We start from the raw sequence: 25,642 nt of genomic DNA on the forward strand, positions 1-25,642 counted from the left end.
TGCTCGCCGGGCGAAGACGCACACCGGAAGCCGGAAGGCAGAGCACAGTGAACTACAGGGTCCAGCCCACCGCCCAGGTAGCCGAGTCGGCCGAAATCGGCGCCGGCAGCAGTGTCTGGGAGCTCGCTCAGATCCGTGAGGACGCCAGGCTCGGCGAGGGCTGCGTGGTCGGGCGCGGGGCGTACGTCGGCACCGGCGTACGCATCGGCAACAACGTCAAGCTGCAGAACTACGCGCTGGTCTACGAGCCGGCCGAGCTGGCCGACGGCGTCTTCGTCGGGCCCGCCGTGGTGCTGACCAACGACCACAACCCGCGTTCGGTCGACCCCGAGGGCAAGCAGAAGCGCGGGGGCGACTGGGAGGCCGTGGGCGTCAAGGTCGCCGAGGGTGCCTCGCTGGGGGCCCGCTCGGTGTGCGTGGCGCCGGTACGGGTCGGCCGCTGGGCGATGGTCGCCGCGGGCGCGGTCGTCACGAAGGACGTTCCCGACTTCGCGCTGGTCGTGGGTGTCCCGGCGCGGCAGATCGGCTGGGTGGGGCGGGCCGGTGTGCGGCTGGTGGAACGGGACGGCGAGGCGGGTGTGTGGGAGTGCCCGCAGACCGGCACGCTGTACGACGAGAAGGACGGCGCGCTCATCGAGCGGGGCGTCTGAGCCTCTGCTCTCCGAGGCCCGTTCTCTCCGGGTCTCTTCTCACAGGGCCTCTTCTCTCTGGTCTCTTCTCGCAGGGCCTCTTCTCACAGGGCCGGTTCCGGGCGATGCCCGGGGCCGGCCCTGCTTGCCGCTCGGCGAGTGATTCGTAGGCCTTCAGGATCATATTTCGGCTTTTGCGCGCATCCCTGCCCGGTGTCCGTGAATCTTCCTTCTGTGGTGGTCCGGCCACGGAGCCGGAAGGAGCGACGATGCCGCAACTTCAGACCTGCGCGAGCACGGACACCGGGTGGGCAGCGTCCGGGCCGAGCGCCGGGCGCCGGACACGGCCGGGACCCGGCGCCCGGATCGTGGCCGCCGCGCGGCGCGCCTGGCCCGCGCTGCTGGGTTACGCGGTCGTCAGGGCGCTCGGTGTCGCGCTGGTGCTGGCCCGTACGGACAAGACCCTGCTCGACGCGCTGGCGAGCCGCTGGGACACCGCCTGGTACCTGACGATCGCCGAGGAGGGATACCCGGCGACCTGCCCCCGGCAGGGCGAGCTGTGCCGGTACGCGTTCTTCCCGCTGTACCCGACACTCATCCGGGGCGCCGCCGCCGTTTCGCCGCTGAGCGCGCAGGCGGCCGCCTGGCTCATCGCGATGGCGGCGTCCATGGCCGCGGCCTGGGGCATCTTCGCGGTGATCGACCGGGTCGCCGGCGGCCGGGCCGCCTCCGTCACCGTCGTGATGTGGGGCATCGTTCCGCACGCCGTGGTCCAGTCGATGGCGTACACCGAGGCCCTGTTCACCGCCGTGGCGGCCTGGGCGCTGTACGCCGTGCTGACCCACCGCTGGCTCACGGCCGGGCTGCTGGCCCTCCTCGCCGGACTGACCCGCCCGACCGGCGCCGCGCTCGTCGCCGCCGTGGTGCTGTACGCCCTGTGGACGCTGTGCCGGCGCCCGGCGCCTCGGCCCGCCCTCGGCGGCGGCGCGCCCCGGTGGCTCGCGGAGGAGGACGGGCGGCCCGTGGCGCGGCTGGTGGGCGCCGTGGTGGTCGCGCCGCTCGGCTGGTGCTTCTGGTTCGGGTGGGTCGGGCACCGGGCCGGGCGCTGGGACGGCTACTTCCGGGTCCAGCAGCGCTGGGGCTCCGCCTTCGACGGCGGTGCCTACACCATGCGACAGCTGAACGCCGTGTTCACCCAGGCCACCATCTCGCTGGACAAGGTGGTGATCGCCGGCACGATCGCCGCCTGTGTCGTACTGCTGCTGATCTGCGTCCTGCAACGCCAGCCCGCGCCGCTCCTGGTGTACGCGGCGGCGACGCTGCTCATCACCCTGGGGGGTGCCGGTTACTTCCACTCCAAGGCGCGCTTCCTGCTGCCCGCCTTCACCCTGCTGCTGCCGCTCGCGAAGCCGCTCGCCAGGGCACGCCCCGCCGTCGCCTGGACGCTGCTGGCGGGCGCGACCGTGGTGTCCAGCGCGTACGGCAGCTTCCTGCTGACGGTCTCGGGCCACTCCCCGTAGACCTATAGAAGACCCCCGTACGAAGACCCCCGTACGAAAACCCCCGTACGAAGACCCCTTGGACGCGGCCGGGCCGCTACACGCGCGTCCACGCCTCCAGCGCCAGCCCCGGCTCCGGCTTCTGGCGGGCCACCCGCAGCGTGCCGTCCGTGCCGAAGGCCGCCATCACCACACGGCCGCGCCCGTCGACGCCCAGCGCCGGGGCGCCCACGCAGGGCTCGCCGGTGAGCGTCCAGGTGGCGCCGAGCGCCTCGTCCTCCGTGGGGTACGCGGCGAGGGCGGGGCGGCCGGTGGCGGCGTCCCGGCGGGCCATCACCGTGCAGTCGTGGCCGTCGACGGCGGTACGGAGCAGGGCGACCGGGCCGGTGCCGGCGCCCTCGCCGAGCACGGACGGGGCCTTGTCGGACGGGCGCCAGGCCCGGACCGTACCCTCGTCGGCGTCGTGCCAGTAGTGGGTGAGCCGGCCGGCTCCGGTGCGCTCCGAGGTGAGCGAGCCCGGCTCGGCCCTGGCCGGGATGTCCTCGGCGCGCTGGAACTTCACGCCCCGCGTCTCCTGCGTCCAGCGCAGGAGGTGGTCCTCGGTGGGCGCGACCAGCTCCATCAGGCCGTCGGAGGTGATCGACGCCGAGATGGTGCCGTTGATCCCGCTGCCCTTGAGGTCGGCCCACTTGTTCCACTTGCCCGACGGCACCTGGGCGCGCCCGCAGATGCCGCCGCCCACGTTGCGTACGAAGACGTGCAGCGAGCCCTCGGAGTCCACGACGGCCGCCGGGAGCCCGATCCGCTCGGCGAGGTCGGGGTCGTTCGGGTACGGATTGCCGACCGCCACCCAGTCGCGTACCGCCAGGCCCGACTGGTACTGCAGCGCGTAGACCACGTCGGTGGCGGGTGTGCCGTCCGCGAGGCGGCCGCGGCGCAGCCCCACCAGGTGGACGTAGCCGTCGGCGCCCTGCGCTATGGAGAGGTACGGCAGGACTCCGGGGGCCGGGATGGTCACCGGCCCGGTCCACTCGGGCCCGCCGGGCCGGGTCTCGGTCCAGCGCAGCACGCCGCCCTCGGCCGGGGCGTACGCCGTGAGCCGGCCGTCCTTGCCGCGCACCAGCCAGTCGGCGGTCGCCGGGAGGGTGGGGTCGGGGAGCGGCGGGCGGGTGGCGGCGGCGCTACGGCGCGACGAGGCGCCCGCTGGACGCTTGGCTTTGCGCGCGGACCAGACCGCCATGGCTCACCGCCGACCTTCCCCTGAACAGTTCAAACAGTTCACGAAGTTCCCCCAAGCTTGCGCGACGATAGCATTTTGGTGACCGTTCCCCGGTCCCCCGAACGGCCCATACGGCGGCCCGCGCGTGGGAGTCTTGTCACCGTGCTCACTCTTCTCGTCGTCGACGCCGCGAACGTCGTCGGATCGGTGCCCGACGGCTGGTGGCGCGACCGCCATGGAGCCGCCGAGCGGCTGCGCGACCGGCTCGTCGCGTACGCGCGCGACGGGGTCGCCGGGCACCCCGGTCCGCTCGACGTCGTGCTGGTCGTGGAGGGACGGGCCGGCGGTGTGGAGCCGGTGCCGGGTGTACGGGTGGAGGCGGCGCCCGGCAGCGGTGACGACCGGATCGTGGAGCTGGCGGCCGAGGCGGCCGAGGCGGGGCGCGCGTGCGTGGTGGTGACCGCCGACCGGGAGCTGCGCGGCGCGTCGCCGCGCACGGCGCCGCGTGCCTGGGGCCGAGGTCCGTACGGCCGTGACCGCGTTGCCCGAGCCCGCCGGTGAACCCGGTGGGAAACCTCGTCGGCAAACCTCTTCGGCAACTGTTCACGGAATCGTTATGCCAGGCCCTCGGCGGCACACAGGCACGTGCTGACCATGGACGTCAGGCCCCCGTGTTCCGGCCTGCGTTCCGGGCTGTGGTCCGGCCGCGGAGCTGGTCATCCCGGCGATTGCCTACGATGGCACGGCACGCCTCCCTCATTGACCTGTCCCAGTAGAAGAAGAGTGCTCAGTGAAAGTCATCAGCATCGTCGGCGCCCGTCCCCAATTGGTGAAGCTCGCGCCCATCGCCGCAGCCTTCGCCGAGACGGAGCACGAGCACTTCATCGTGCACACCGGACAGCACTACGACGCCGACCTCTCCGACGTCTTCTTCGACGGTCTGGGCATCCCCGACCCTGACGTCCACCTCGGTGTCGGCTCCGGCAGCCACGGTGTGCAGACGGGCGCCGTGCTCTCGGCGCTCGACCCGGTCCTGGAGCGCGAGAAGCCGGACTGGGTGCTGGTCTACGGCGACACCAACTCCACCATCGCGGGCGCCCTTTCGGCCGTGAAGATGCACCTGCCGGTCGCCCACCTGGAGGCCGGTCTGCGCTCCTTCAACCGGCGCATGCCCGAGGAGCACAACCGCGTCCTGACCGACCACTGCGCCGACGTGCTGCTGGCCCCGACCGAGGAGGCCATGCGCCACCTCGCCGACGAGGGCCTGAAGGACCGCGCGGTGCTGGCCGGTGACGTCATGGTGGACATCTGCCTGCGCATCCGCGACGCGGTCCTGGCCGGCGAACACGCCGCCCCCGCCCTGCCCGAGGGCATCGACCCGTCGAAGCCGTTCCTGCTGGCGACGCTGCACCGCCCGGACAACACCGACGACCCCGAGCGCCTCGCCGCCATCATCGACTCGCTGGCCGCCCTGCCGATCCCCGTCGCGCTGCTCGCCCACCCGCGGCTGGTATCGCGCGCCCAGGCGCACAACATCGAGCTGGCCAAGGGCTCGGTCCACGTGGGCCGTCCGCTGCCGTACGCCGGTCTGGTCGCCGCGGTGCTGGCCTCCTCCGGTGTCGTCACCGACTCGGGCGGTCTGCAGAAGGAGGCGTTCCTGCTGGAGCGCATCACCACCACCATCCGTCCCGAAACCGAGTGGGTGGAAACCGTCGACACGGGTTGGAACGTCCTTGTTCCCGACCCGCACACGCTGTCCGCCGACGAGTGGGCCGCGACCGTCACCCGCGCGGTGCCGACGACGGACCCGGGCACTCCGTACGGAGACGGGCGGGCCGCCCAGAACGTTGTCCGGATCATGGAAGAGTGGAAGGGAGGCAGCCGGCACGCGTGACGGACAAGGCCCCTCACACGGCCCTTATCCGTACATGTCACCGTGCTAGCGTCACCGATTATGTCAGCGTCTCCCAGGTCCGGGCTGCCCACGGCAGGCAAGCGGCCCCATGTGATCTACCTCGCCATCGGTTTCCCGCCCGCGGCCAAGAGCTGCGCGTACCGCATGCGCGAGACCGCGAACCAGTTCATCAACCAGGGCTGGGACGTGACCGTCGTCACCATCGCGCAGGAGTCGTGGGAACGGGACTCCGGCGTCGACCTCACCCTCCTGGAGCAGGTCGACCCGCGGATCGAGATCGTCGAACTCCCCCTGGTACGCGAGGACCTGGAGACGGACATCCGTCTGTACAGCGAGGACCGCGCGCTCAACCCCAACGGGTGGGTCACGCGGCTGCGCCGTCGTCAGATGGAGCCGTTCCCGGAGCCCAACTTCGGTGAGTGGCGCGAGGATCTGGAGCAGGCCGTGCTCCGCGTCCACCGCGAGCACCCGGCCGACCTGCTGCTCGCCAGCTGCGTCCCCTACGTCAACCTCGCCGCGGCCTGGAAGCTGTGGGAGGAGGCGAAGGTCCCGTACGCCGTGGACTTCCGCGACGGCTGGTCCATCGACGTCATCGACGGTGTCGAGGCGTTCTCCCGCGACTCCGCCGAGGGCCGCTGGGAGCAGAAGATCCTCGACAACGCGCTGTCGCTGTGGGTGGTCAACGACCCCATCGCCGAGCACTACCGCACCCGTTACCCCGAGATCGCCGACCGCGTCCACGTGGTCCGCAACGGCTATGACGCCGACAGCTCCCCCGGCAAGGCGCACCGCGCCGACCCCGAGGCGGGCCTGGCCTTCGGCTACCTCGGTACGGTCAACTTCACCGTCCCGCACCTGGAGACGGTGCTGAACGCCTGGCGCGCGGCCCGCGAGAAGGAGCCCCTGCTGGCCAACGCCACCTTCGAGGTGCGCGGCCACATCGGCAACGGCTCCGGCCGCGAGGCCAACCGCCACGCCGAGGTGCTCAAGCAGGCCGAGCCCGACGGCGTCCGCTTCGGCGGGCCCGCCGCCAAGGCCGAGGTGGCGTCCATCTACGCCCGCTGGGACGCGATGGTCCTCATCCTCATCGGCGGCCGGTACGTCACCTCCGGCAAGGTCTACGAGTACATGGCGACCGGCCTGCCGATCGTCTCGGCGCACGTCGTGGAGCACGACGCCTCCAACGTCCTGCGGGGGCACCCGCTGTGGACGGGCGCGGTCGGCATCGACGAGGAGGGGCTGACCGAGTCGTTCATCAAGGCCGCGCACATGGCGGTCGAGACGAGCGACGAGGTCCACGCCGAAGCCATGGCGCACGCCGACCAGTTCACCCGCGAGGCGCTGATGACCGCCGCCGTGAAGAACCTGATCGAGGACTTCAACGCCCTCAAGGCGGAGAGGACGGACACCGCGGACGCGGCTTCCCCCGCCGAGACTGAGATCGTCGCCGGAGGACCGTCCCTGTGACCCACGTCCTGTTCATCGCCAGCACCCGGCCGCAGCTGGGTGTGTTCGCCGACTCGGTGCGCAAGTTCCGCGCCGCGGGCGCGAAGACGTACCTCGCCGGCACGTTCCACCTGGAGCCGGTCGCCGAGGAACTCGCCGCCATGGAGCTGGACGGCACGCACCAGCTCCCGCGCAACCTCAACGTCCGCAGCTCGGCGCTGCGCCGCAAGGCCCGCCAGTCGCCGGGCGGCATGCGCGTGTGGCTGCAGTCCAAGCGCGACGGCTGGCTGCGCCGGCAGGCCCGTAAGGCGGACGTCCTGGTCGCGCTCGACGCGGGTGCCGTCTACACGGTGTGGCGCCTGGCGCAGTACTACCGCATCGAGGAGGCGCACTTCGGCCTGGCGCCGGCCCTGAAGGCCGTCGACCGGGTCAAGGAGAAGGGCTCCGCGGCCCCTCGCGGTGTGCTGCCCCCGCTGGACGTCGTCAAGCAGAACGTGCGCCGCTCCGTGGACGGCCTGCCGGCCGCCGTGATGCGGCACGCCACCGCCCGCCCGGTGATGCGCTCCACGGTCGGCGCCCGGATGTGGCGTACGGCCGTCACGGCGCCGGGTGTGCCGCCCAAGGTGCGTATCGCCACGTCCCGTTATGTCGCCGAGGGCATGCAGTGGGCGGGTCGCACCAGTGGCGCCGCGCTCGCGCTGGCGGCCGCCGCGTCGAAGATCCCGGACCTGGGGCTCAAGGCGCAGCTGCTGGACGAGGCCGTGATGAAGGAGCTCGGCAAGGGCCTGAACCCGCGCGACCTGGACAAGGCCGTCGCGGCCCAGCTCACCCACGCCGACGCCCAGTTCGCCCAGGGCGACCACGAGAAGGCGTCGTTCGCACTGGACCGCGCGCTGTTCCTGGCCTTCCACCGGGTCCTGCACATCGACCAGCTGTCCTCGCCGCTCGCCAGGGACGCGGAGGGTTTCGTCGAGCCGCTGTACCGCTCCCAGGTCATGCGCGCGCTCAGCCGCCCGCAGGGCAGGAGGACCCCGCCCGCGCCGGCCCCCAAGGACCGCCCGCTGCGGCTGCTGGTCACCACCAGCGCCAACGACAACTTCCTGCACCACATCCTGGACCGCTACGGCAACCACCAGGACGTGGAGCTGCGCTACCTCGACCTGGCCGCGCAGAAGGCGCTCAAGCGGATCGCGTGGGCCGGCCGCCGGGTGCTGGAGGACCGCCTCGCCGGCGGCACCAGCACCTACCAGGAGGAAGTCGAGCGGCTGATGCGGCCGTACCTGGACTGGGCGGACACCGTCTTCCTGGACTGGTCGGTGGGCCCCGCGGCGATGCTGACCACGATCGACCCGGGTGACACCCGGATCGTCGTGCGCCTGCACAGCTACGAGGCGTTCACGCGCTGGCCGCACATGACGGACTTCTCCCGGATCGACGACCTGATCTACGTCGCCCCGCATGTGAAGGACCTGGTCGAGTCGCTCGTACCGCAGCTGCGCGGTGACAACGCGCCCCGGGCGCACCTCATCGACAACGCCATGGACCTGTCGGGCTTCGCCCGCCCGAAGACGGCCGAGGCCCGCTTCCACCTGGGTCTCGTCGGCATCAGCCAGGTCGCCAAGGACCCGATGTGGGCCGTGGACGTCCTCAAGCGGGTGCGGGAGCACGACGAGCGCTACCGGCTGCTGCTGGTGGGCGGCGACATGAACCCGAAGACCAGCCGGGCCACCCGCGACTACCGGCGCCAGTTCGACAAGGAGATCGCCCCGCTCATCGAGGAAGGCGTCGTGCTCAAGCTCGGCCCGACCGACGACGTGCCGTCGGCGCTCACCGACATCGGCGTGATCCTTTCCTCCTCGGTACGGGAGGGCTGCCACGTGGGCCTGATGGAGGGCGCGGCGAGCGCCGCCGTCCCGGTCGCCCGCGACTGGCCCTTCTACGCGGGCAAGCCCAACAGCGCCCGCACGCTGTACCCGGAGGGCTGGGTCGTCGGCTCCACCGAGGAGGCCGCGCAGCGCATCCTGGAGACGACGGCGAGCGAGGAGGCGTGGCAGAACGCCGGGAAGCTGGCGTCCGAGTACGCGCTGTCGACGTGGGACTGGCCGGTCGTGAGCAAGGCCTTCGACAAGCTGTTCCTCGGCGAGCGCTAGACCGTACGGCGCGCTGGACCGTACGGGGCGCTGGACCGTAAAAGGGGCCCCGGGAGCGATCCCGGGGCCCTTGTCCGTCTGTGCCGTGCTTACGGGTGGCGCAGCTGCCAGCCCGCCCACGCGGACTCGACCATCTCCCGCACGCCGTAGCGCGCGCTCCAGCCCAGTTCCTCGGCGATGCGGTCGGCGGAGGCCACCACACGGGCCGGGTCGCCGGGGCGGCGCTCGGTGACGAGCGGCTTGATGCCGCTGCCGGTGACGTCCTGGATGATCCCGACCATCTCCGTGACCGAGACGCCCTCGCCGCGGCCGATGTTGAGGATCAGCGAGGCGTCCGGGTCGGCGGCGAGCCGGCGGGCCGCGGCGACGTGCGCCGAGGCGATGTCCTCGACGTGGATGTAGTCGCGGACGCAGGTGCCGTCGGGCGTGGGGTAGTCGTCGCCGAAGATCCGCGGCTGCTCGCCGGCCGTGAGGCGTTCGAAGACCATCGGTACGAGGTTGAAGACGCCCTCGTCACCCAGCTCGGGCGTGGCCGCGCCCGCCACGTTGAAGTACCGCAGCGAGGCGGTCGCCATCCCGTACGTCCGCCCCGTGGCCGTCACCAGCCACTCGCCGGCGAGCTTGGTCTCGCCGTACGGGTTGATCGGCGCGCACGGTGTGTCCTCGGTGACCAGGTCCACGTCGGGCATGCCGTACACGGCGGCGGACGACGAGAACAGGAACCGGGTGACACCCGCCTCGACGGCCGCCTCCAGGAGCGTACGCAGGCCCTCGACGTTCTCGTGGTAGTAGTGCAGCGGCTTGGCGACCGACTCGGCGACCTGCTTCTTGCCCGCGATGTGCACGATGCCGGTGACGGCGTGCTCGGCGAGGACACGGTCGACGGTCCCACGGTCGAGGACGGTGCCGACCTCCAGGGGGACGCCCTCGGGCAGCCGCTCGGCGCGGCCCGTGCTCAGATCGTCCAGGACGACGATCCGCTCGCCGCCCTCGGCCATCGCCTTCACCACGTGGGAGCCGATGAATCCGGCGCCACCAGTAATCAACCAGGTCATGGGGAAACCCTCTGCAAACCGGCCCCGCCCCACACGCGCGGGGCAGGGCCACTGTTCGTTACGTACGGGACCAGACGTTCATCAGCCGCCGATGACGACGCGGCGGACGCCCTCCCAGCGAGCCGGGTCCGTGGTGCGGCGGCCGTCGACCAGGACGGTGACGTCCGGCAGGTCGGAGGCGGCCAGCTCGCGGTACTCGGCGTGGTCGGCCTGGAGGATCGCGGCGGTGACCTTCTCGCCCTGGTGGGGCGTGAGGCCGTGCGCGGCCAGCTCCTCGGCCGTGTACATCGGGTCGGAGACGTACGGGACCGCGCCACGTGCCTTGAGCGCCTCCACGGTGCCGAAGACGCCGGAGAACGCGGTCTCCTTGACGCCACCGCGGTAGGCGGCGCCCAGCACCAGGACGCCCACGTCCTTCAGGTCGCCGTAGGCGGCGGCCAGCAGGTCGACGGCGTACTCGGGCATCGCGGCGTTGGCCTCGCGGGCCGAGCGCACGACGGTGGCCTCCGGGTCGTTCCACAGGTACATCCGCGGGTAGATCGGGATGCAGTGGCCGCCGACGGCGATGCCGGGCTGGTGGATGTGGCTGTAGGGCTGGGAGTTGCAGGCCTCGATGACCTTCAGGACGTCGATGCCCTGCTTGTCGGCGAAGCGGGCGAACTGGTTCGCGAGGCCGATGTTGACGTCGCGGTAGGTGGTCTCGGCGAGCTTGGCCAGCTCGGACGCCTCGGCGGTGCCCAGGTCCCACACGCCGTTCGGGCGCGGCAGGTCGTCGCGCTGGTCGAAGTCGAGGACCTGCTCGTAGAACTCGACGCCGTGCTTCGCGGACGCCTCGTCGATGCCGCCGACGAGCTTGGGGTAGCGGCGCAGGTCGGCGAAGACGCGGCCGGTCAGCACGCGCTCCGGCGAGAAGACCAGGTGGAAGTCCTGGCCGGCGATCAGGCCGGAGCCCTCCTCCAGCATCGGCGCCCAGCGGGTGCGGGTGGTGCCGACCGGCAGGGTGGTCTCGTAGGAGACGAGGGTGCCCGGCTTGAGGCCCTTGGCGATGGCCTTGGTGGCGGAGTCCATCCAGCCGAAGTCCGGGGTGCCCTCGGCGTCCACGAACAGCGGGACGACGACCACGACGGCCTCGGACTGGGCGACGGCGGCGGCGGTGTCGGTGGTCGCGGACAGCAGACCGGCGTCGACGGTCTGCTTCAGCAGCCGGTCGAGGTCGTGCTCGCCGGGGAAGGGCTCGGTGCCGGCGTTGACCAGCTCGACGACCTTCTCGTTGACGTCGGCGCCGATGACCTTGTGGCCCTTGGCGGCGAACTGCACGGCGAGCGGCAGGCCGATCTTGCCGAGCGCGACTACACAGATATTCATCGGGTCAGTTTCCTCTTCACACGGGACATCAGTTGACGCAGTCGCTTGCCCACGCCGAGCGAGGGCTCCCACAGCGGAGCCGTGGTGATCACCAGCCGCCCCTTGGCGTTCGCGTTGGCGGAGATCCGGTACGGGATCCGCTCCCGCCAGCGACGGGCCAGGGGCAGCGGCACACCGCGGGTCGGCACGGGAATCTCGTACGTCGAGCCTGCCACGTCGGCGTACACGCGGACGCCGAGCTTGGCGCTCTTGGCCTGGACCGGGATACGGGCGGTGAGCAGCGTGCCCTGGCCGTCCTCGGTCGGCTTCTGGGTGAACTCGCCCACGGGGGCGGGCAGTTCGTGTCCGGCGGGGAGCCGCCGGGCGCCGGGCTTGTCGGCGCTCTTGGGCATGGCCTTGGTGGCGAGCCTCACGACGGCCGAGCCGGTCTCGCCGGTGAGCCCCACCCGTACCGCCAGCGCGACGGCCATGTCGTCGCCGTCCTGGTCCCACTCGGCCGACACCAGGGACGTGCCCTGGGCCAGCCTCGCCGGGACGGACTCGCCGATCACCTCGTACGCCCGGTCGGGCAGCCCGACCGCGGGGTCGCGGAAGCCGGGGTAACGGACGAACGCCCGCCCGTCCTCCAGCAGCAGGGGCGGCGAACCGTGCTCGGCCTCGTCCTGTATCGCGCGGACGAGCTCCTCGACGGCACCGCGCTGGGCCAGGCAGATCCGCACCCGCCGCTTGACGTCCATCGAGTCGCGCAGCGCGTCGGTGAAGAACTCGTCGGCCAGCTCCGCGATGCCCGCGCACACCTCGGTCCGCGTCCGCGCGTCGAGCGCGGGGAAGTCGTCCTGGATGAGCTTGGCGAGCTCCCAGGTGAAGTGGCGCTTGAGGACCGCGTCGCGCTTGGGGCCCGCCTCGATCAGCGAGGCGGCGAAGTGCATGATGCGCTCGGTGCAGCGCAGCCGGGACAGGTGGTTGGCCCGGTAGGTGATGTTGCTGGCGTCGCCGCGCTTGACCGCGTAGTAGTACGTGTAGTCCGCCAGGACCGAGATCTTCGCGGCCCGTACGCACGCCTCCAGGGTGAACGGCTGGTCGGAGCCGACCGGCAGGTCCTCGGGGAAGCGCAAGCAGTACTTCTCCACCAGCTCGCGGCGGAAGAGCTTGGTGTTGGCCAGCGTGAACGGCAGGGCCGAGTCGTACAGCGAGACGTCCGGGTCGCTCTTCTTGTAGAGCGCCTGGTGGACGTAACGGCCGTTGGTGCCCACCATCTTGCCCACGACGACGTCGGAGCCGTGCTCGTCGGCACAGGCCACCAGCCGCTCCAGGGCCTCCTTGCCCAGGTAGTCGTCGGACCCGATGAAGTACACATAACGACCGGTGGCCAGCTCCAGGGCCCGGTTGCTGGGAGCAGCCGGGCCACCGGAGTTGGCCTGATGGATCACCTTGACAGTGTCCGGGTACTTCTCCGCGAAGCGGTCCAGTTCCCGGCCACTGTCGTCGGTCGAGCCGTCGTCCACGGCCACGACCTCGAGCCGGTCCAGCCCGATGCTCTGCCCCACCAGCGAGTTCAGGCACTCGGTGAGGTACGGCATCGTGTTGTACACGGCTACCACGACGGTGACATCGGGTGTGGTCAACTGGCCACGTCCTCCGGGGTGAGCCGCACGGTGACGCCGCGGTCGGCGGAGTCGATGACCGCCGCGGCCACCTCCACGGTACGCAGACCCTGGCGCAGCGTGCAGATGTCGTGGGACTTGTCCAGGACCGCGTCACGGAACAGCTCGTGCTCGACGAGGAGCGGCTCGCGCTTCGGGATGGCGTAGCGGATCATGTCGCCCTCGGAGACACCGCGGAACGCGCGCAGCGCCTCCCACTCGGTGGCGACGGCGGCGTTGGAGTAGAACGTGAGGTCGGCGGTGAGGGTGTCGGCGATGAAGCAGCCCTTCTCGCCGGTGACCGACGTGAAGCGTTCCTTCAGCGGGCTCAGCCAGTTGACGAGGTGGTTGACCATCGTCCCGTCGGACAGCTGGCCCACGGCCGAGACCATGTCCTCGTGCGGGCGGCCCGACTTCGACACCGTGTGCGCGGCGATCGAGGTGTACTGCCGGCCGGTGACCCAGCCGGTGAGGTCGATGTCGTGGGTGGCGAGGTCCTTGACCACGCCGACGTCCGCGATGCGGTGCGGGAAGGGCCCCTGGCGGCGCGTGACGACCTGGTACACATCGCCCAGCTCGCCGGCCTCCAGCCGGGAACGCAAGGACCGCAGCGCCGGGTTGCAGCGCTCGATGTGCCCGACACCGGCCACCAGGCCGCGCGTCTCGAAGGCCTCGACGAGCCTGCGGGCGCCCTCGACGGTGTCGGCGACCGGCTTCTCGATGAGCGCGTGGACGCCGGACTCGGCCAGCTTCAGGCCGACTTCCTCGTGCAGCGCGGTCGGGCAGGCCACGACGGCGTAGTCGATGCCCAGCGAGATCAGTTCCTCGACGGTGGACAGGACGGGTGCGCCCTGGGCCCAGCCGTTCTTGTCGCCCATCGGGTCGACGACCCCGACGAGCGTCACGCCGTCCAGCCCGGCCAGTACGCGGGCGTGGTGGCGTCCCATGGAGCCGAGGCCGATCAGGCCGGCTCGCAGTCCAGCGGCAGTCACAGGTTCTCTCCCAGCGCGTTCACGGCGGCGACGATGCGTTCGAGGTCGTTCTGGGTCAGCGAGGGGTGGACCGGCAGCGAGACGACCTCGGCGGCGGCCTTCTCCGTCTGCGGCAGGTCCCAGTTCCGCCCGGCCTTCTGGTCCGGCTCCCAGTACGGCTTCAGCCGGTGGATCGGCGTCGGGTAGTACACGGCGTTGCCGACGCCCGCCTCGGTGAGCTTCGCCATCGCGGCGTCACGGTCACCCTTCACGCGGATCGTGTACTGGTGGTAGATGTGGCGCGCGCCCTCGGCGACCGGCGGGGTCACGATGCCCGGCGCGGTGATGTTCGCCGAGAGGTACGCGGCGTTGGCGATGCGCTGCTCGGTCCAGGCGGGGAGCTTGCCCAGCTGTACGCGGCCGACGGCGGCGGCCACGTCGGTCATGCGCATGTTGGCGCCGACGATCTCGTTGGCGTACCGCTGCTCCATGCCCTGGTTGCGCAGCAGGCGCAGGGTGCGGGCCAGTTCGGCGTCGGCCGTGGAGATCATGCCGCCTTCGAGGCTGTGCATGTTCTTGGTCGGGTAGAAGCTGAACGTGCCGCCGTTGCCGAAGGCGCCGACCGGGGTGCCGTTCAGGGCCGCGGCGTGCGCCTGGCAGGCGTCCTCGACGACCGCGAGCTTGTGCTTCTCCGCGATGGCCATGATCTTGTCCATCGCCGCCGGGTGGCCGTACAGGTGGACCGGCATGATCGCGGCCGTGCGCGGGGTGATGGCCGCCTCGACGGCGGCCGGGTCCAGGTTGAAGCTGCCGGGCTCGATGTCGGCGAAGACCGCGTCGGCGCCGACCAGCCGCACCGCGTTCGCCGAGGCGGCGAACGAGAAGGAGGGGACGATCACCTCGTCGCCCGGGCCGATGTTCAGCGCCATCAGAAGGAGGTGCAGCGCCGACGTACCGGAGTTGACGGCGACGCAGTGGCGGCCGTCGACCAGCTCGGAGAATCCCTCCTCGAAGGCGGCCACTTCGGGGCCCTGTACGACGCGGCCGGTGCGCAGTACGCGTACTGCGGCCTCGATCTCTTCTTCACCGATGACCGGGCGGGCAGCGGGAATGGGCTGCTCGTTGATGCTCGGCATGGACGTCCTCCTTGAACACCGCAAGAGCTCTTTGTGGCAGAGGTCTGAAGGGTGTTGCGGAGGCTGACAAGGCCGCGCTTACCCCTCCGGCGCGATGCCGACGCCCTACCGAGGAATGCTGGGACCGGTCTGTCCCGGAACCGGGTCGGTCACCGACCGTAGTCTTCGGGCGGGGCCCGCCGACGGCAGCGACCGGCGTCACATTATCAGGAATTTCCTGGCCAATTTCGGGGTCGTTAACCGTCGGAGGCATCGATTCCGAAACGAAATCCCGCGTTCCGCCCCGGTAATCCGGAGCGGAACGCGGAACTTTCGCTCGCTGCTCACCAACTGTTCAGCGGTCAGCTCTCCGTGACCGCCGTCACGCCCGGCTGCGGCGACTGCTCGGCGGCGACGGTCTTCTTCGCCGCCGACTTGGCCGTCTTGGTGGCCTTCTTGGCGGTCGTCTTCTTCGCCGCGGTCTTCTTGGCCGCCGTCTTCTTGGCGGCGGCCTTCTTCGCCGGGGCCTTCTTGGCGGCCGTCTTGCGGACCGCCTTCTTGGCCGGCGCCTCGGGCGCCTCGGGCGCCTCGGACACCTCGGCCGGGACCTCGGCGGCCTCGGCCTCCGGCTCCGCCGGGGCGCTGCTCACGACGACGATCGCGGCCTCCTCGGCACCCGCCGGGGAACCGGCCGGAGCGGTGACCTTGCGGACCACGCGACGGCGGGCACGCGGCGGGGCGGCCACGGGGGCCTCCTCGGCGGCGGCCGCCTGCTCGGGCTCCTGCGGCTGCTGCGGCTGCTGGGGTTCCTGCGGCTGCTCGGCCACGGGCTCCGGCTGCTGCTGCGGCTGCGGCTGCTCGGCGGGCGTCGACGGCTCGGCGGCCGGGACCACCACGGCCGCGGCCTCCTGCGCCTGCTTGGGCGAGCCCGCCGGGGCGGTCGCCTTGCGGGTGGCCCGGCGGCGGGTACGGCCCTGGGGGGCCGGCTCCTCCGCGGCGGCGGCGATCGCCGGGGCGGCCTCCAGCTCGACGGCCTCGGGGGCCACCTCGGCGAGCGCGGGCTGCGGCTGGGGCTCCTCGGCGGCGCGCGGCGCGCCCGCCGGAGCGGTCGCCTTGCGGGTCGCCCGGCGGCGCGTACGGCCACGGCCCGCGGCCGCCTCGGCCTCCGCCACGCTGGAGTACAACTCCTCGTCCGCGGCCATGGTGTCCGGCAGCGGCTCGGCGAGCGACACCGGGGCGGCGACCTCCGCCGCGAGCTCCGCCTCGGTCTCGGCCTCCAGCTCGGGGGCCTCGACCTCGGTCTCGATCCCGGGCGCGGTGACCTCGGCCTCGGCGGCACGGGCGCGCTTCTTCGCCCGCTTGCCGCCGTTGCCGCCGCCACCGGCGGCGGTCGGCTGCTCCATGTGCACGATGACGCCACGGCCATTGCAGTGGACGCACGTCTCGGAGAAGGACTCCAGCAGACCCTGGCCCACCCGCTTGCGGGTCATCTGGACCAGGCCCAGCGAGGTCACCTCGGCGACCTGGTGCTTCGTACGGTCCCGGCCCAGGCACTCCAGGAGGCGCCGCAGCACCAGGTCCCGGTTGGACTCCAGCACCATGTCGATGAAGTCGATCACGACGATGCCGCCCAGGTCGCGCAGCCGCAGCTGGCGCACGATCTCCTCGGCCGCCTCCAGGTTGTTCCTGGTGACCGTCTCCTCCAGGTTGCCGCCCTGGCCGGTGAACTTGCCGGTGTTGACGTCGACCACGACCATGGCCTCGGTCTTGTCGATCACCAGCGAACCGCCGGACGGCAGCCAGACCTTGCGGTCCAGCGCCTTCATCAGCTGCTCGTCGATCCGGTACGTCGCGAAGACGTCGACCTCCGACGTCCAGCGCTGCAGCCGGTCCTTCAGGTCGGGCGCGACGTGCGTCACGTACCCGTGGATGGTCTGCCACGCGTCGTCGCCGCTGACGATGACCTTCGAGAAGTCCTCGTTGAAGATGTCGCGGACGACCCGGACGGTCATGTCCGGCTCACCGTAGAGAAGGGTCGGAGCGTTGCCGTTCTTCGCCTTCTTCTGGATCTCCTCCCACTGCTCCTGGAGACGCTCGACGTCACGGCGCAGCTCGTCCTCGCTCGCGCCCTCGGCGGCGGTGCGCACGATGACGCCCGCGTCCTCGGGGACGATCTTCTTGAGGATGGTCTTCAGCCGGGCGCGCTCGGTGTCGGGCAGCTTGCGGCTGATCCCGGTCATCGAGCCCTCGGGCACGTACACCAGGTAGCGGCCGGGCAGAGACACCTGACTTGTGAGGCGGGCGCCCTTGTGGCCGATCGGGTCCTTCGTCACCTGGACGAGGACGGACTGGCCGGACTTGAGCGCGGTCTCGATACGGCGCGGCCCGTTGGCCATGCCGAGCGCCTCGAAGTTGACCTCACCGGCGTACAGGACGGCGTTGCGGCCCTTGCCGATGTCGACGAACGCGGCCTCCATGGACGGCAGGACGTTCTGGACCTTGCCCAGGTAGACGTTGCCGACGTAGCTGGTGGCCTGCTCCTTGTTGACGTAGTGCTCGACGAGCACGTTGTCCTCAAGGACGCCGATCTGGGTGCGCTCGCCGCTCTGGCGGACGACCATCACGCGCTCGACGGCCTCGCGGCGCGCCAGGAACTCGGCCTCGGTGATGATCGGCACGCGCCGGCGGCCCTGCTCGCGGCCCTCGCGGCGGCGCTGCTTCTTCGCCTCCAGACGGGTCGAGCCCTTGATGGACTGCACCTCGTCGGACGGCTCCGCCTTCGGGCGGGGCTCGCGGACCTTGACGACCGTGCGTACGCCCTCTTCCTCGGCGAGCTCGGTCTCGGCGGTCGCGTCACCGCTGCGGCGGCGACGGCGGCGGCGACGGCGGGAGCTGCTGGTGCCGGCGGCGGACGGGGTGCCGGTCTCGTGCTCCTCGTCCTCCTCGTCCTCGTGCTCCTCCTCCGCCTCCTCGGCGGCGGCCTCCTCCTCGGCCCGGGCGGCCTCCTCGGCCTCCTCCGCCTCGGTGGCCTCACCACGGCGGCGGCGACGGCCACCACGGCGACGGCGGCGCGAGGGACGGTCCTCGAACTCGTCCGTCTCCTCCCCGTCGGCGGCCTCGGTCTCGGCCTCCGCTCCGGCCTCCGGCTCGGGCTCGGGCTCGGGGGCCGCGGCGGCCTCGACCGGCTGGGCCGGCTCGACGGGCTCGGCCGGCTCGCCACGGCGGCGGCGACGGCGGCGGCCACCGGCCTCGGGCTGCCTCTCGGACTGCTTCTCGGGCTGCGCCTCCGCGACGGCCGGGGCCTCGGTGACCTCGGGGGCCTGGGGGGTCTCCTGCTCCTGCTCGGCGGCCTCGGCGGCGGCCGCCGCGGCGGCGGTCTCCGGGGTCTGGAACATCGGCTCGGTGAAGACCGGCGCCTGGAAGACCGGCACGGCGGCGGGGCGCGCGGCGCGGCGGCCACGCTCCGGCTTGTGCGTCGGCTCGGCGGTGAACTTCGGCGCGGTGGCGCGGCGCCGGGTGCGGCCACGGGAGGCGGCCTCCTCGGCGGCGGCGACCTCGGGCCCGGCCTCGTCGGTGGTGATCTGGGCGACGGTGTCGGCGGGCAGGCTCTCGCCCGCCTCGGCGACGTCTTCGACGTCCTCCTGTGCCGGGGCCTGCGGCGCGCCCGCGGGCGCGGTCGCCTTGCGGGTGGCGCGGCGGCGGGTACGGCGCGGGGCGGCCTCCGCCTCGGCCTCGGCGGCGGGCTCCTCGACCGTCTCCGCGGCCTCGGTGACCGGGGCCTCGGCGCCCTGCGGCTCCTGGACGACCTGCGGGGCACCCGCCGGAGCGGTGGCCTTACGGGTCGCACGGCGACGCGTACGCGCCGGAGCCGCCTCGGGCTCCTCCGTCGCCTGCTCGACCGGGGCCTCCGCGGCCTGCGGCTCCTGGACAACCTGCGGGGCGCCCGCCGGAGCGGTGGCCTTACGGGTGGCGCGGCGGCGCGCACGCGCCGGAGCCGCCTCGGGCTCCTCCGTCGGCTGCTCGACCGGGGCCTCGGCGGCCTGCGGCTCCTGAACGGCCTGCGGGGCACCCGCCGGGGCGGTGGCCTTGCGGGTGGCGCGGCGGCGCGCCGGGACCGGGGCGGCCTCGGGCTGCGGCTGCGGCTGCGACTCCGGCTCGTCAACGGTGGCCTCGGCCACCTGCGGGGCACCCGCCGGGGCGGTGGCCTTGCGGGTGGCGCGGCGGCGCGGACGCACCGGAGCGGGCTCGGGCGCCTCGTTCGGCGCCTCGGCGAGGGAGGCGACGTCGGCCACGTCGGCGGCGGGCGTCTCGACGACGACCTCGGCGGCCGGTGCCTCGCCGGCAGCGGCGGTGACCGGCGGGCCCGCCGGACGCGACGCGGCGCGGCGACGGCGGCGCGGCGGCAGCGTGTCGCTGGGGGAATTGTTCTGTTCGTTGTCGGTACCGGCGGTGGTGCCGGTTTCGTTCGGCTCGAGCATGCGGGCGGTTCTCCCGTCACGCTCCCGGGCGCCGCGTCTGGCGCGGCGCCGCACGGGAGCTGTTATGTCTGGCTCGCCGGTTCCGTACGCGATGTACGCACGGCCTGGCGAAAGTCTCCTGTGGGTGTCCGCGGCCCGACCCAGGTGGCTCCCGAGTACCAGGGCCGCGTTACAACGACCGCCCTACGCGGAACCTGCACCTGTCGGCTCCGGGGCGGCGGCGAGTCCGGCGGCCTTGGGTGGGGCGGCCGTGACTGCCTCGCGGTCGGGCGCGAGCGGGTCGGTCACCGTGCCGGACTCCTCGTCGAAGAGCCCCTGCGCCAGCCTGGTCACCGCTGCGGGGACCGGCGGCGCCAGGTCGGCCACAGCTCGGAGACCGGACAGGACGTCGTCGGGTCGTACGGCAGGTGTCACGTGCCGAACCACCAGCCGCAGTATCGCACAGGGGCCCTCGCCGGGCCTATCAGCCTGTGCGTGAGCGGCTTCGAGCCCCGCCACGGCGGCCCTCGCGTCGAACGTCCGCATGCCGTTCTTCGTCTTGCGCCGGACCTCGACAGTCTCGGCGGCGAGGAAGGCGGCGACGGCGCGTTCGGCGTCCTCGACCGGCACGCCGTCCAGCCGCAGCTCCCATACGGAAGCCGTCAGCCGGTCGGCGAGTCCGGACGTACGGGCCTCGACGGCGTCAATGATGTCGAGCCCGGCCGGCAGCGACTCGTCGAGCAGCTCACGCAGCTTGTCCGGGTCACGCGGCTCGGTGAGCGCGATCTCCAGGTACTCCGCCTCGGAGCCCGTGCCGGTGGGTGCGGCATTGGCGTACGAGACCTTCGGGTGCGGCGTGAAGCCCGCCGAGTACGCCATGGGCACCTCGGCGCGCCGCAGCGCGCGCTCGAACGCGCGCTGGAAGTCGCGGTGGCTGGTGAACCGGAGGCGGCCGCGCTTGGTGTAGCGCAGTCGGATGCGCTGCACCGCCGGTGCGGGCGGCGGGCCTTCGGGCTGTCGCTTGCCCAGTGGTTCTTCTCCTCGGTGCGGGGCGGGCGCGGGTGGCGCTCCGCCCACGAAATTCGGGCGGCCCCCGGGGGTCCCGCCCGGCTCACCCCTGCTTTCGCAAGGAGATCTCGGATGCGGGCGCCACGCCGGGAACGGTCGTTGTACTACCCAGACTACGCGCCGGCACCCGTAGCGGTTCCCCAGCCCGCTTCATCCGGCCCCCCACCGCCGCCGCGCCCGGCGCGGCGGCGGTGGGGTGTGGGGTCAGCCGATCGACCCGGGCGGCGCCGGCCACCGCGTTCTCAGGTCGATGATCTCCGCGATGGTTTCGACGTCGCGGTCGTGGACCATGGTGAGCCCGACATACAAGCCCCTGACCGGGACCGGTGAGGGGCTTGTACGGTCGGTCGGCCGTCACTTCACCACGGTGAGCGGCAGCAGCTTCTTGCCCGTGGGTCCGATCTGGATGTTCGTGTCCATGGCAGGACACACGCCGCAGTCGAAGCACGGCGTCCAGCGGCAGTCCTCGACCTCGGTCTCGTCGAGCGCGTCCTGCCAGTCCTCCCAGAGCCAGTCCTTGTCGAGACCGGAGTCCAGGTGGTCCCAGGGCAGGACCTCCTCGTACGTGCGCTCGCGCGTGGTGTACCAGTCGACGTCCACGCCGTACTGCGGCAGCGTCTTCTCGGCGCACGCCATCCAGCGGTCGTAGCTGAAGTGCTCGCGCCAGCCGTCGAAGCGGCCGCCGTCCTCGTAGACGGCGCGGATCACGGCGCCCACGCGGCGGTCGCCGCGCGAGAGGAGGCCCTCGACGATGCCGGGCTTGCCGTCGTGGTAGCGGAAGCCGATGGAGCGGCCGTACTTCTTGTCGCCGCGGATCTTGTCGCGGAGCTTCTCCAGGCGGGCGTCGGTCTCCTCGGCGGACAGCTGCGGGGCCCACTGGAAGGGGGTGTGCGGCTTGGGCACGAAGCCGCCGATCGACACCGTGCAGCGGATGTCGTTCTGGCCCGACACCTTGCGGCCCTCGGCGATGACGTTCGCCGCCATGTCGGCGATCTGGAGGACGTCCTCGTCGGTCTCGGTGGGCAGACCGCACATGAAGTACAGCTTCACCTGGCGCCAGCCGTTGCCGTACGCCGTGGAGACCGTACGGATCAGGTCCTCCTCCGAGACCATCTTGTTGATGACCTTGCGCAGGCGCTCGGAGCCGCCCTCGGGGGCGAAGGTCAGTCCCGAGCGGCGGCCGTTCCTCGTCAGCTCGTTGGCGAGGTCGACGTTGAAGGCGTCCACCCGGGTGGAGGGCAGCGAGAGGCCGATCTTGTCGTCCTCGTACCGGTCCGCGAGGCCCTTGGCGATGTCGCCGATCTCGCTGTGGTCCGCGGAGGACAGCGACAGCAGGCCGACCTCCTCGAAACCGGTCGCCTTGAGGCCCTTCTCCACCATGTCGCCGATGCCGGTGATGCTTCGCTCCCGTACGGGACGCGTGATCATGCCGGCCTGGCAGAAACGGCAGCCGCGGGTGCAGCCGCGGAAGATCTCCACGCTCATCCGCTCGTGGACGGTCTCGGCGAGCGGCACGAGCGGCTGCTTGGGGTACGGCCACTCGTCGAGGTCCATGACGGTGTGCTTGGACACGCGCCACGGCACGCCCGACTTGTTCGGTACGACGCGGCCGATGCGCCCGTCCGGCAGGTACTCGACGTCGTAGAAGGCCGGGACGTACACCGACCCGGTCCTGGCGAGGCGGAAGAGGACCTCCTCGCGGCCGCCGGGGCGGCCCTCCGCCTTCCAGGCGCGGATGATCCCGGTCATGTCGAGCACGGCCTGCTCGCCGTCACCGATGATCGCGCAGTCGATGAAGTCCGCGATCGGCTCGGGGTTGAAGGCGGCGTGCCCGCCCGCGAGCACGATCGGGTCGTCCAGCGTGCGGTCCCTGGACTCCAGCGGGATGCCCGCGAGATCCAGGGCGGTGAGCATATTGGTGTAGCCGAGCTCGGTGGAGAAGCTCAGCCCGAACACGTCGAAGGCGCGCACGGGCCTGTGGCTGTCCACGGTGAACTGCGGCACCTCGTGCTCGCGCATCAGCGCTTCGAGGTCCGGCCACACGCTGTACGTGCGCTCGGCGAGCACACCTTCGCGCTCGTTCAGCACCTCGTAGAGGATCATGACGCCCTGGTTGGGCAACCCGACCTCGTACGCGTCCGGGTACATGAGCGCCCAGCGGACGTCGCAGCTGTCCCACTCCTTGACGGTGGAGTTCAGCTCACCGCCGACGTACTGGATCGGCTTCTGCACATGCGGAAGCAGAGCTTCGAGCTGAGGGAAGACGGACTCGGCAGGCATCTCGCGAACCTTCGTGAGCTGGCAGGGCGACTCTCAAGCGTACCCCGGCGCCCAGGGGGTCACAGCCGCCACGGTTTGCCCCTGGTCGCCTCCTCCCACACCCGCGGAAGCTCCCGTTCGCAGCGCGCGGCCCGGGCCTCCTCCTGGCCGTAGAGCAGGCCCCAGGTGAAGGCGGTCTCCCCGGCCGCGTGCGCCTGGATGGCGAGCTGCCGCAGGGTGTCGCGGGCGACGACGCTGTCCTGGTGCTCGCCCAGCACCTTCTGTACGGCCTTCATGCGCTTGGCGAACCGCTTCGCGGGCTTGCCGAGGGCGGGCGCGGCGGCCTCGGCGGCGTACCGGGCGCGTTTGGCGGCCTTGCGGGCGCTGTGCATGGCGAGGTCCCGGTCGTGGCCGGCGGGCAGGGCGAGCGCGCGGTCGACGCGGGCGGCCAGCCGGCCGTACTCCTTCGCGATCGCCTTGGGCAGCACCACGTCGGCCTCCTTCGCGGCGGCGGGGCGCAGCGGCGGGTCGGCCAGCAGGGCGTCGAGGGCGTTCAGGAGGGCGACGTAGCGCTCGCCGTCGAGTACGGAGAGGGTGCGGCCGCGCGATCCGGCGCGGCCCGAGCCGGCCCAGACGCGCAGCCGTCCCCTGACCGGTCCGAGGAGCAGGGTGACGGGCAGGGCGTCGATGCGGGAGGTGAGCCGCTCGGTGAGGACCTCCTGGTCGCGATCGGCGCCGAGTTCGCCGGCCAGCCACGCGAGCTCGTCGGCGACCGAGTCGGTGACGGTCCGGTCCAGGACCTTGCGGTACGTACGGAAGGCGCTGCGCATACGACGGGTGGCGACGCGCATGGTGTGCACGGAGTCGGGAAGGTCCCGGCGTACGGCAGCGTCGGAGGTCACCAGCGCGTCGGCCTGTTCGCGCAGGTAGGCCAGGACGCGACCGCCGGCGGTGGTGTCGGGCTCGGGGGGCGCGGCGGGCGGGCGGCCGGTTTCGGCGAGCGCCCTGGCGAGCTTGGAGGCGGCCCCGGCGGGCCTGAGCCCTGCCTTGCGGAGCCGTTTGTGGACGGCGTCGAGGAATGCGGGGTCGCCGCCGTCGGCGAGTTCCACCTCGATCTCGGTCCACTCGGCGGTGCCGTGCCCGCCGGTGAGGCGCTCGGCGTGGACGGTGTCGGTGCTCAGCTCGGCCAGCAGGGCACCGTCGCCGTCGAGGAGGTGGCTCACGTCGCGGCGGGAGCGCAGCCGTACGAGCGGCAGGAGCGCGGCGCCACGCGTCCTGGCGCGCACCAGCCCGGCCAGCGAGCGCGGGACGCCGTCCTCCAGCGGGGCGCGCAGTTCGTCGCGTACGCCGGGGGCGACGGGCAGTTTGAGGTGCCAGCCCGCGTCGTCGCCGCCGGTGCGCCGGCGCAGGGTGACGGACGCCCGGGCCAGCCGCAGGTCGCCAGTGTCGTAATAGACGGCGTCCAGATCGGCGACGCCCTTGTCGAGGACCCGCGCGATCCCGGCCACACCGGTCAGGTCCGGCAGCCGGGTGTCGGGGGTGGCTTCGTACTTCCGCTCGATCTCGCGTTTCGCGTCCGCCATCATTCGAATCTAGATGCCCCGAAAGCGCCGGTCCATGCGGTGACGAGGGACTTCGCGAACACGACGCTAGGCCGTTATGGGTCGCTGCACCCTGATCGACTGGAGCAGGCCGACCGCCACCCAGACCGCGAACATCGAGGAACCGCCGTACGACACGAACGGCAGCGGCAGGCCCGCGACCGGCATGATGCCGAGCGTCATGCCGATGTTCTCGAAGGACTGGAACGCGAACCAGGCGATGATGCCGGCGGCGACGATCGTGCCGTACAGCTCGCTCGTCTCGCGGGCGATCCGGCAGGCCCGCCACAGCACCACACCGAGCAGGGCGATGATGGTGCCGGCGCCGATGAAGCCCAGCTCCTCGCCCGCGACGGTGAAGATGAAGTCGGTCTGCTGCTCGGGGACGAACTGGCCGGTGGTCTGGTGCCCGTTGAAGAGCCCCGCCCCGTACAGGCCACCGGAGCCGATCGCGATGCGCGCCTGGTTGGTGTTGTAGCCGGCGCCGGCCGGGTCGAGTTCGGGGTTGGCGAACGCGGCGAACCGGTTGATCTGGTACTGGTCGAGCACGCCGAGCGCGGCGACGAGCACCGCTCCGGTGATGCCCGCGCTGATGAGCCCGAAGATCCAGCGGTTGGAGGCCCCGGAGGCGAGCAGGACGCCGAGCACGATGACGACCATGACCATCACCGAGCCGAGGTCCGGCATCAGCATGACGATGGCCATGGGAAGCACCGCGATGCCCAGCGACTTGGCGACGGTGCGGTGGTCCGGGTGGACCTGGTCGCCCGCGTCGACCTTGGCGGCCAGCAGCATCGCCATGCCGAGGATGATCGTGATCTTCACGAACTCGGAGGGCTGGAGCGAGAATCCGCCGCCGATCACGATCCACGCGTGCGCGCCGTTGATGGTCGCGCCGAGCGGCGTCAGCACCAGCAGGACGAGCACCACCGACACCCCGTACAGCACCGGCACCGCGCCGCGCAGGGTGCGGTGCCCGAGCCAGACGGTGCCGACCATCAGCGCGATGCCGATGCCGGTGTTGAGGACGTGACGGAAGAGGAAGTAGTACGGGTCGCCCTGGTTGAGCTCGGTGCGGTTGCGGGTGGCGGACCACACCAGGAGCGACCCGATGACGGACAGCGCGATCGAGGAGAACAGCAGCGGCCAGTCGAGCCTGCGCACCATCGAGTCGCGTGCGGTGAGCCTGGCCCAGGCGCCGCGCTGGGGCTGGTACCGCGAGACGGAGAAGCCGTTCGATCCGGCCATGG

The 25,642-nt window shown here is 72.0% G+C and carries 16 protein-coding genes and 1 pseudogene; 6 read left to right on the forward strand and 11 right to left on the reverse strand.

Annotated elements, in window-relative coordinates:
• Positions 1 to 47 precede the first annotated feature (47 nt).
• Both QWM81_RS11665 and QWM81_RS11670 read left to right on the forward strand, forming a co-directional pair.
• On the forward strand, positions 48 to 650 hold the full coding sequence (locus QWM81_RS11665; protein ID WP_290111767.1) for an acyltransferase: 603 nt from the start codon (positions 48 to 50) through the stop codon (positions 648 to 650).
• A gap of 248 nt (positions 651 to 898) precedes the next feature.
• Positions 899 to 2,149, forward strand: coding sequence for a glycosyltransferase family 39 protein (locus QWM81_RS11670; RefSeq protein WP_290111768.1), 1,251 nt, complete (start codon positions 899 to 901; stop codon positions 2,147 to 2,149).
• A gap of 76 nt (positions 2,150 to 2,225) precedes the next feature.
• On the opposite strand, the gene QWM81_RS11675 is transcribed toward QWM81_RS11670, so the two are convergent.
• Positions 2,226 to 3,368 carry a PLL family lectin gene (locus QWM81_RS11675; protein ID WP_290111769.1) on the reverse strand — a complete coding sequence of 381 codons (1,143 nt, stop codon included), beginning with the start codon at positions 3,366 to 3,368 and terminating at the stop codon, positions 2,226 to 2,228.
• A 141-nt stretch (positions 3,369 to 3,509) separates the two neighbouring features.
• Between QWM81_RS11675 and QWM81_RS11680 the strand changes: the two are divergent.
• The 4 genes and pseudogenes from QWM81_RS11680 (at position 3,510) to QWM81_RS11695 (ending at position 8,858) form a co-directional block, all read left to right on the forward strand.
• Positions 3,510 to 3,883, forward strand: a pseudogene (locus tag QWM81_RS11680) (PIN domain-containing protein).
• A gap of 254 nt (positions 3,884 to 4,137) precedes the next feature.
• Entirely contained in the window at positions 4,138 to 5,241 is a 1,104-nt protein-coding gene (gene wecB / locus QWM81_RS11685) for a non-hydrolyzing UDP-N-acetylglucosamine 2-epimerase (protein WP_290111770.1), read from the forward strand.
• 111 nt (positions 5,242 to 5,352) lie between these two features.
• Positions 5,353 to 6,729 carry a glycosyltransferase gene (locus tag QWM81_RS11690; protein ID WP_290111817.1) on the forward strand — a complete coding sequence of 459 codons (1,377 nt, stop codon included), beginning with the start codon at positions 5,353 to 5,355 and terminating at the stop codon, positions 6,727 to 6,729.
• A complete protein-coding gene (locus tag QWM81_RS11695; RefSeq protein WP_290111771.1) occupies positions 6,726 to 8,858 on the forward strand; it encodes a glycosyltransferase family protein in 2,133 nt (710 codons plus the stop codon). The genes QWM81_RS11690 and QWM81_RS11695 overlap by 4 nt, the downstream gene beginning before the upstream one ends.
• Before the next feature lie 89 nt (positions 8,859 to 8,947).
• Here QWM81_RS11695 and galE read toward each other — a convergent pair whose 3' ends face one another.
• From galE to rodA, 10 genes are all read right to left on the reverse strand, one after another.
• Positions 8,948 to 9,913: a UDP-glucose 4-epimerase GalE gene (gene galE / locus QWM81_RS11700; RefSeq protein WP_290111772.1), complete on the reverse strand. Its 966-nt coding sequence runs from the start codon at positions 9,911 to 9,913 to the stop codon at positions 8,948 to 8,950.
• Positions 9,914 to 9,994: 81 nt separating this feature from the next.
• On the reverse strand, positions 9,995 to 11,278 hold the full coding sequence (locus tag QWM81_RS11705; protein WP_290111773.1) for a nucleotide sugar dehydrogenase: 1,284 nt from the start codon (positions 11,276 to 11,278) through the stop codon (positions 9,995 to 9,997).
• On the reverse strand, positions 11,275 to 12,903 hold the full coding sequence (locus QWM81_RS11710; protein ID WP_290111774.1) for a glycosyltransferase family 2 protein: 1,629 nt from the start codon (positions 12,901 to 12,903) through the stop codon (positions 11,275 to 11,277). Before QWM81_RS11710 ends, QWM81_RS11705 begins: the two co-directional genes overlap by 4 nt.
• Positions 12,900 to 13,913, reverse strand: coding sequence for a Gfo/Idh/MocA family protein (locus tag QWM81_RS11715; protein WP_290111775.1), 1,014 nt, complete (start codon positions 13,911 to 13,913; stop codon positions 12,900 to 12,902). Before QWM81_RS11715 ends, QWM81_RS11710 begins: the two co-directional genes overlap by 4 nt.
• Positions 13,910 to 15,028, reverse strand: coding sequence for a DegT/DnrJ/EryC1/StrS family aminotransferase (locus QWM81_RS11720; protein ID WP_290111776.1), 1,119 nt, complete (start codon positions 15,026 to 15,028; stop codon positions 13,910 to 13,912). The genes QWM81_RS11715 and QWM81_RS11720 overlap by 4 nt, the downstream gene beginning before the upstream one ends.
• A 341-nt stretch (positions 15,029 to 15,369) precedes the next feature.
• Entirely contained in the window at positions 15,370 to 19,485 is a 4,116-nt protein-coding gene (locus tag QWM81_RS11725; RefSeq protein WP_290111777.1) for an Rne/Rng family ribonuclease, read from the reverse strand.
• 183 nt (positions 19,486 to 19,668) lie between these two features.
• Positions 19,669 to 20,451, reverse strand: a complete 783-nt coding sequence (locus tag QWM81_RS11730) for a TIGR03936 family radical SAM-associated protein (protein WP_290111778.1) — start codon at positions 20,449 to 20,451, stop codon at positions 19,669 to 19,671.
• Positions 20,452 to 20,886: 435 nt separating this feature from the next.
• Positions 20,887 to 22,812 (reverse strand): TIGR03960 family B12-binding radical SAM protein, encoded by a 1,926-nt coding sequence (locus QWM81_RS11735; RefSeq protein ID WP_290111779.1) that lies wholly within the window; start codon positions 22,810 to 22,812, stop codon positions 20,887 to 20,889.
• 59 nt (positions 22,813 to 22,871) lie between these two features.
• Complete coding sequence (locus QWM81_RS11740) at positions 22,872 to 24,374, reverse strand: CYTH and CHAD domain-containing protein (RefSeq protein ID WP_290111780.1); 1,503 nt, start codon at positions 24,372 to 24,374, stop codon at positions 22,872 to 22,874.
• Between the two features lie 66 nt (positions 24,375 to 24,440).
• Positions 24,441 to 25,640, reverse strand: a complete 1,200-nt coding sequence (rodA, locus tag QWM81_RS11745; RefSeq protein ID WP_290111781.1) for a rod shape-determining protein RodA — start codon at positions 25,638 to 25,640, stop codon at positions 24,441 to 24,443.
• Positions 25,641 to 25,642: the final 2 nt, after the last annotated feature.

Source organism: Streptomyces ficellus (assembly GCF_030406405.1).
GTDB lineage: Bacteria > Actinomycetota > Actinomycetes > Streptomycetales > Streptomycetaceae > Streptomyces > Streptomyces ficellus_B.

Excerpts from the sequence above, each read along its gene's own strand:
- QWM81_RS11670 (WP_290111768.1), top strand. The coding sequence starts at position 899 with ATGCCGCAACTTCAGACCTGCGCGAGCACGGACACCGGGTGGGCAGCG.
- QWM81_RS11675 (WP_290111769.1), bottom strand. The coding sequence starts at position 3,368 with ATGGCGGTCTGGTCCGCGCGCAAAGCCAAGCGTCCAGCGGGCGCCTCG.
- galE (WP_290111772.1), bottom strand. The coding sequence starts at position 9,913 with ATGACCTGGTTGATTACTGGTGGCGCCGGATTCATCGGCTCCCACGTG.
- QWM81_RS11705 (WP_290111773.1), bottom strand. The coding sequence starts at position 11,278 with ATGAATATCTGTGTAGTCGCGCTCGGCAAGATCGGCCTGCCGCTCGCC.
- QWM81_RS11720 (WP_290111776.1), bottom strand. The coding sequence starts at position 15,028 with ATGCCGAGCATCAACGAGCAGCCCATTCCCGCTGCCCGCCCGGTCATC.
- QWM81_RS11725 (WP_290111777.1), bottom strand. The coding sequence starts at position 19,485 with ATGCTCGAGCCGAACGAAACCGGCACCACCGCCGGTACCGACAACGAA.
- QWM81_RS11735 (WP_290111779.1), bottom strand. The coding sequence starts at position 22,812 with ATGCCTGCCGAGTCCGTCTTCCCTCAGCTCGAAGCTCTGCTTCCGCAT.
- QWM81_RS11740 (WP_290111780.1), bottom strand. The coding sequence starts at position 24,374 with ATGGCGGACGCGAAACGCGAGATCGAGCGGAAGTACGAAGCCACCCCC.
- rodA (WP_290111781.1), bottom strand. The coding sequence starts at position 25,640 with ATGGCCGGATCGAACGGCTTCTCCGTCTCGCGGTACCAGCCCCAGCGC.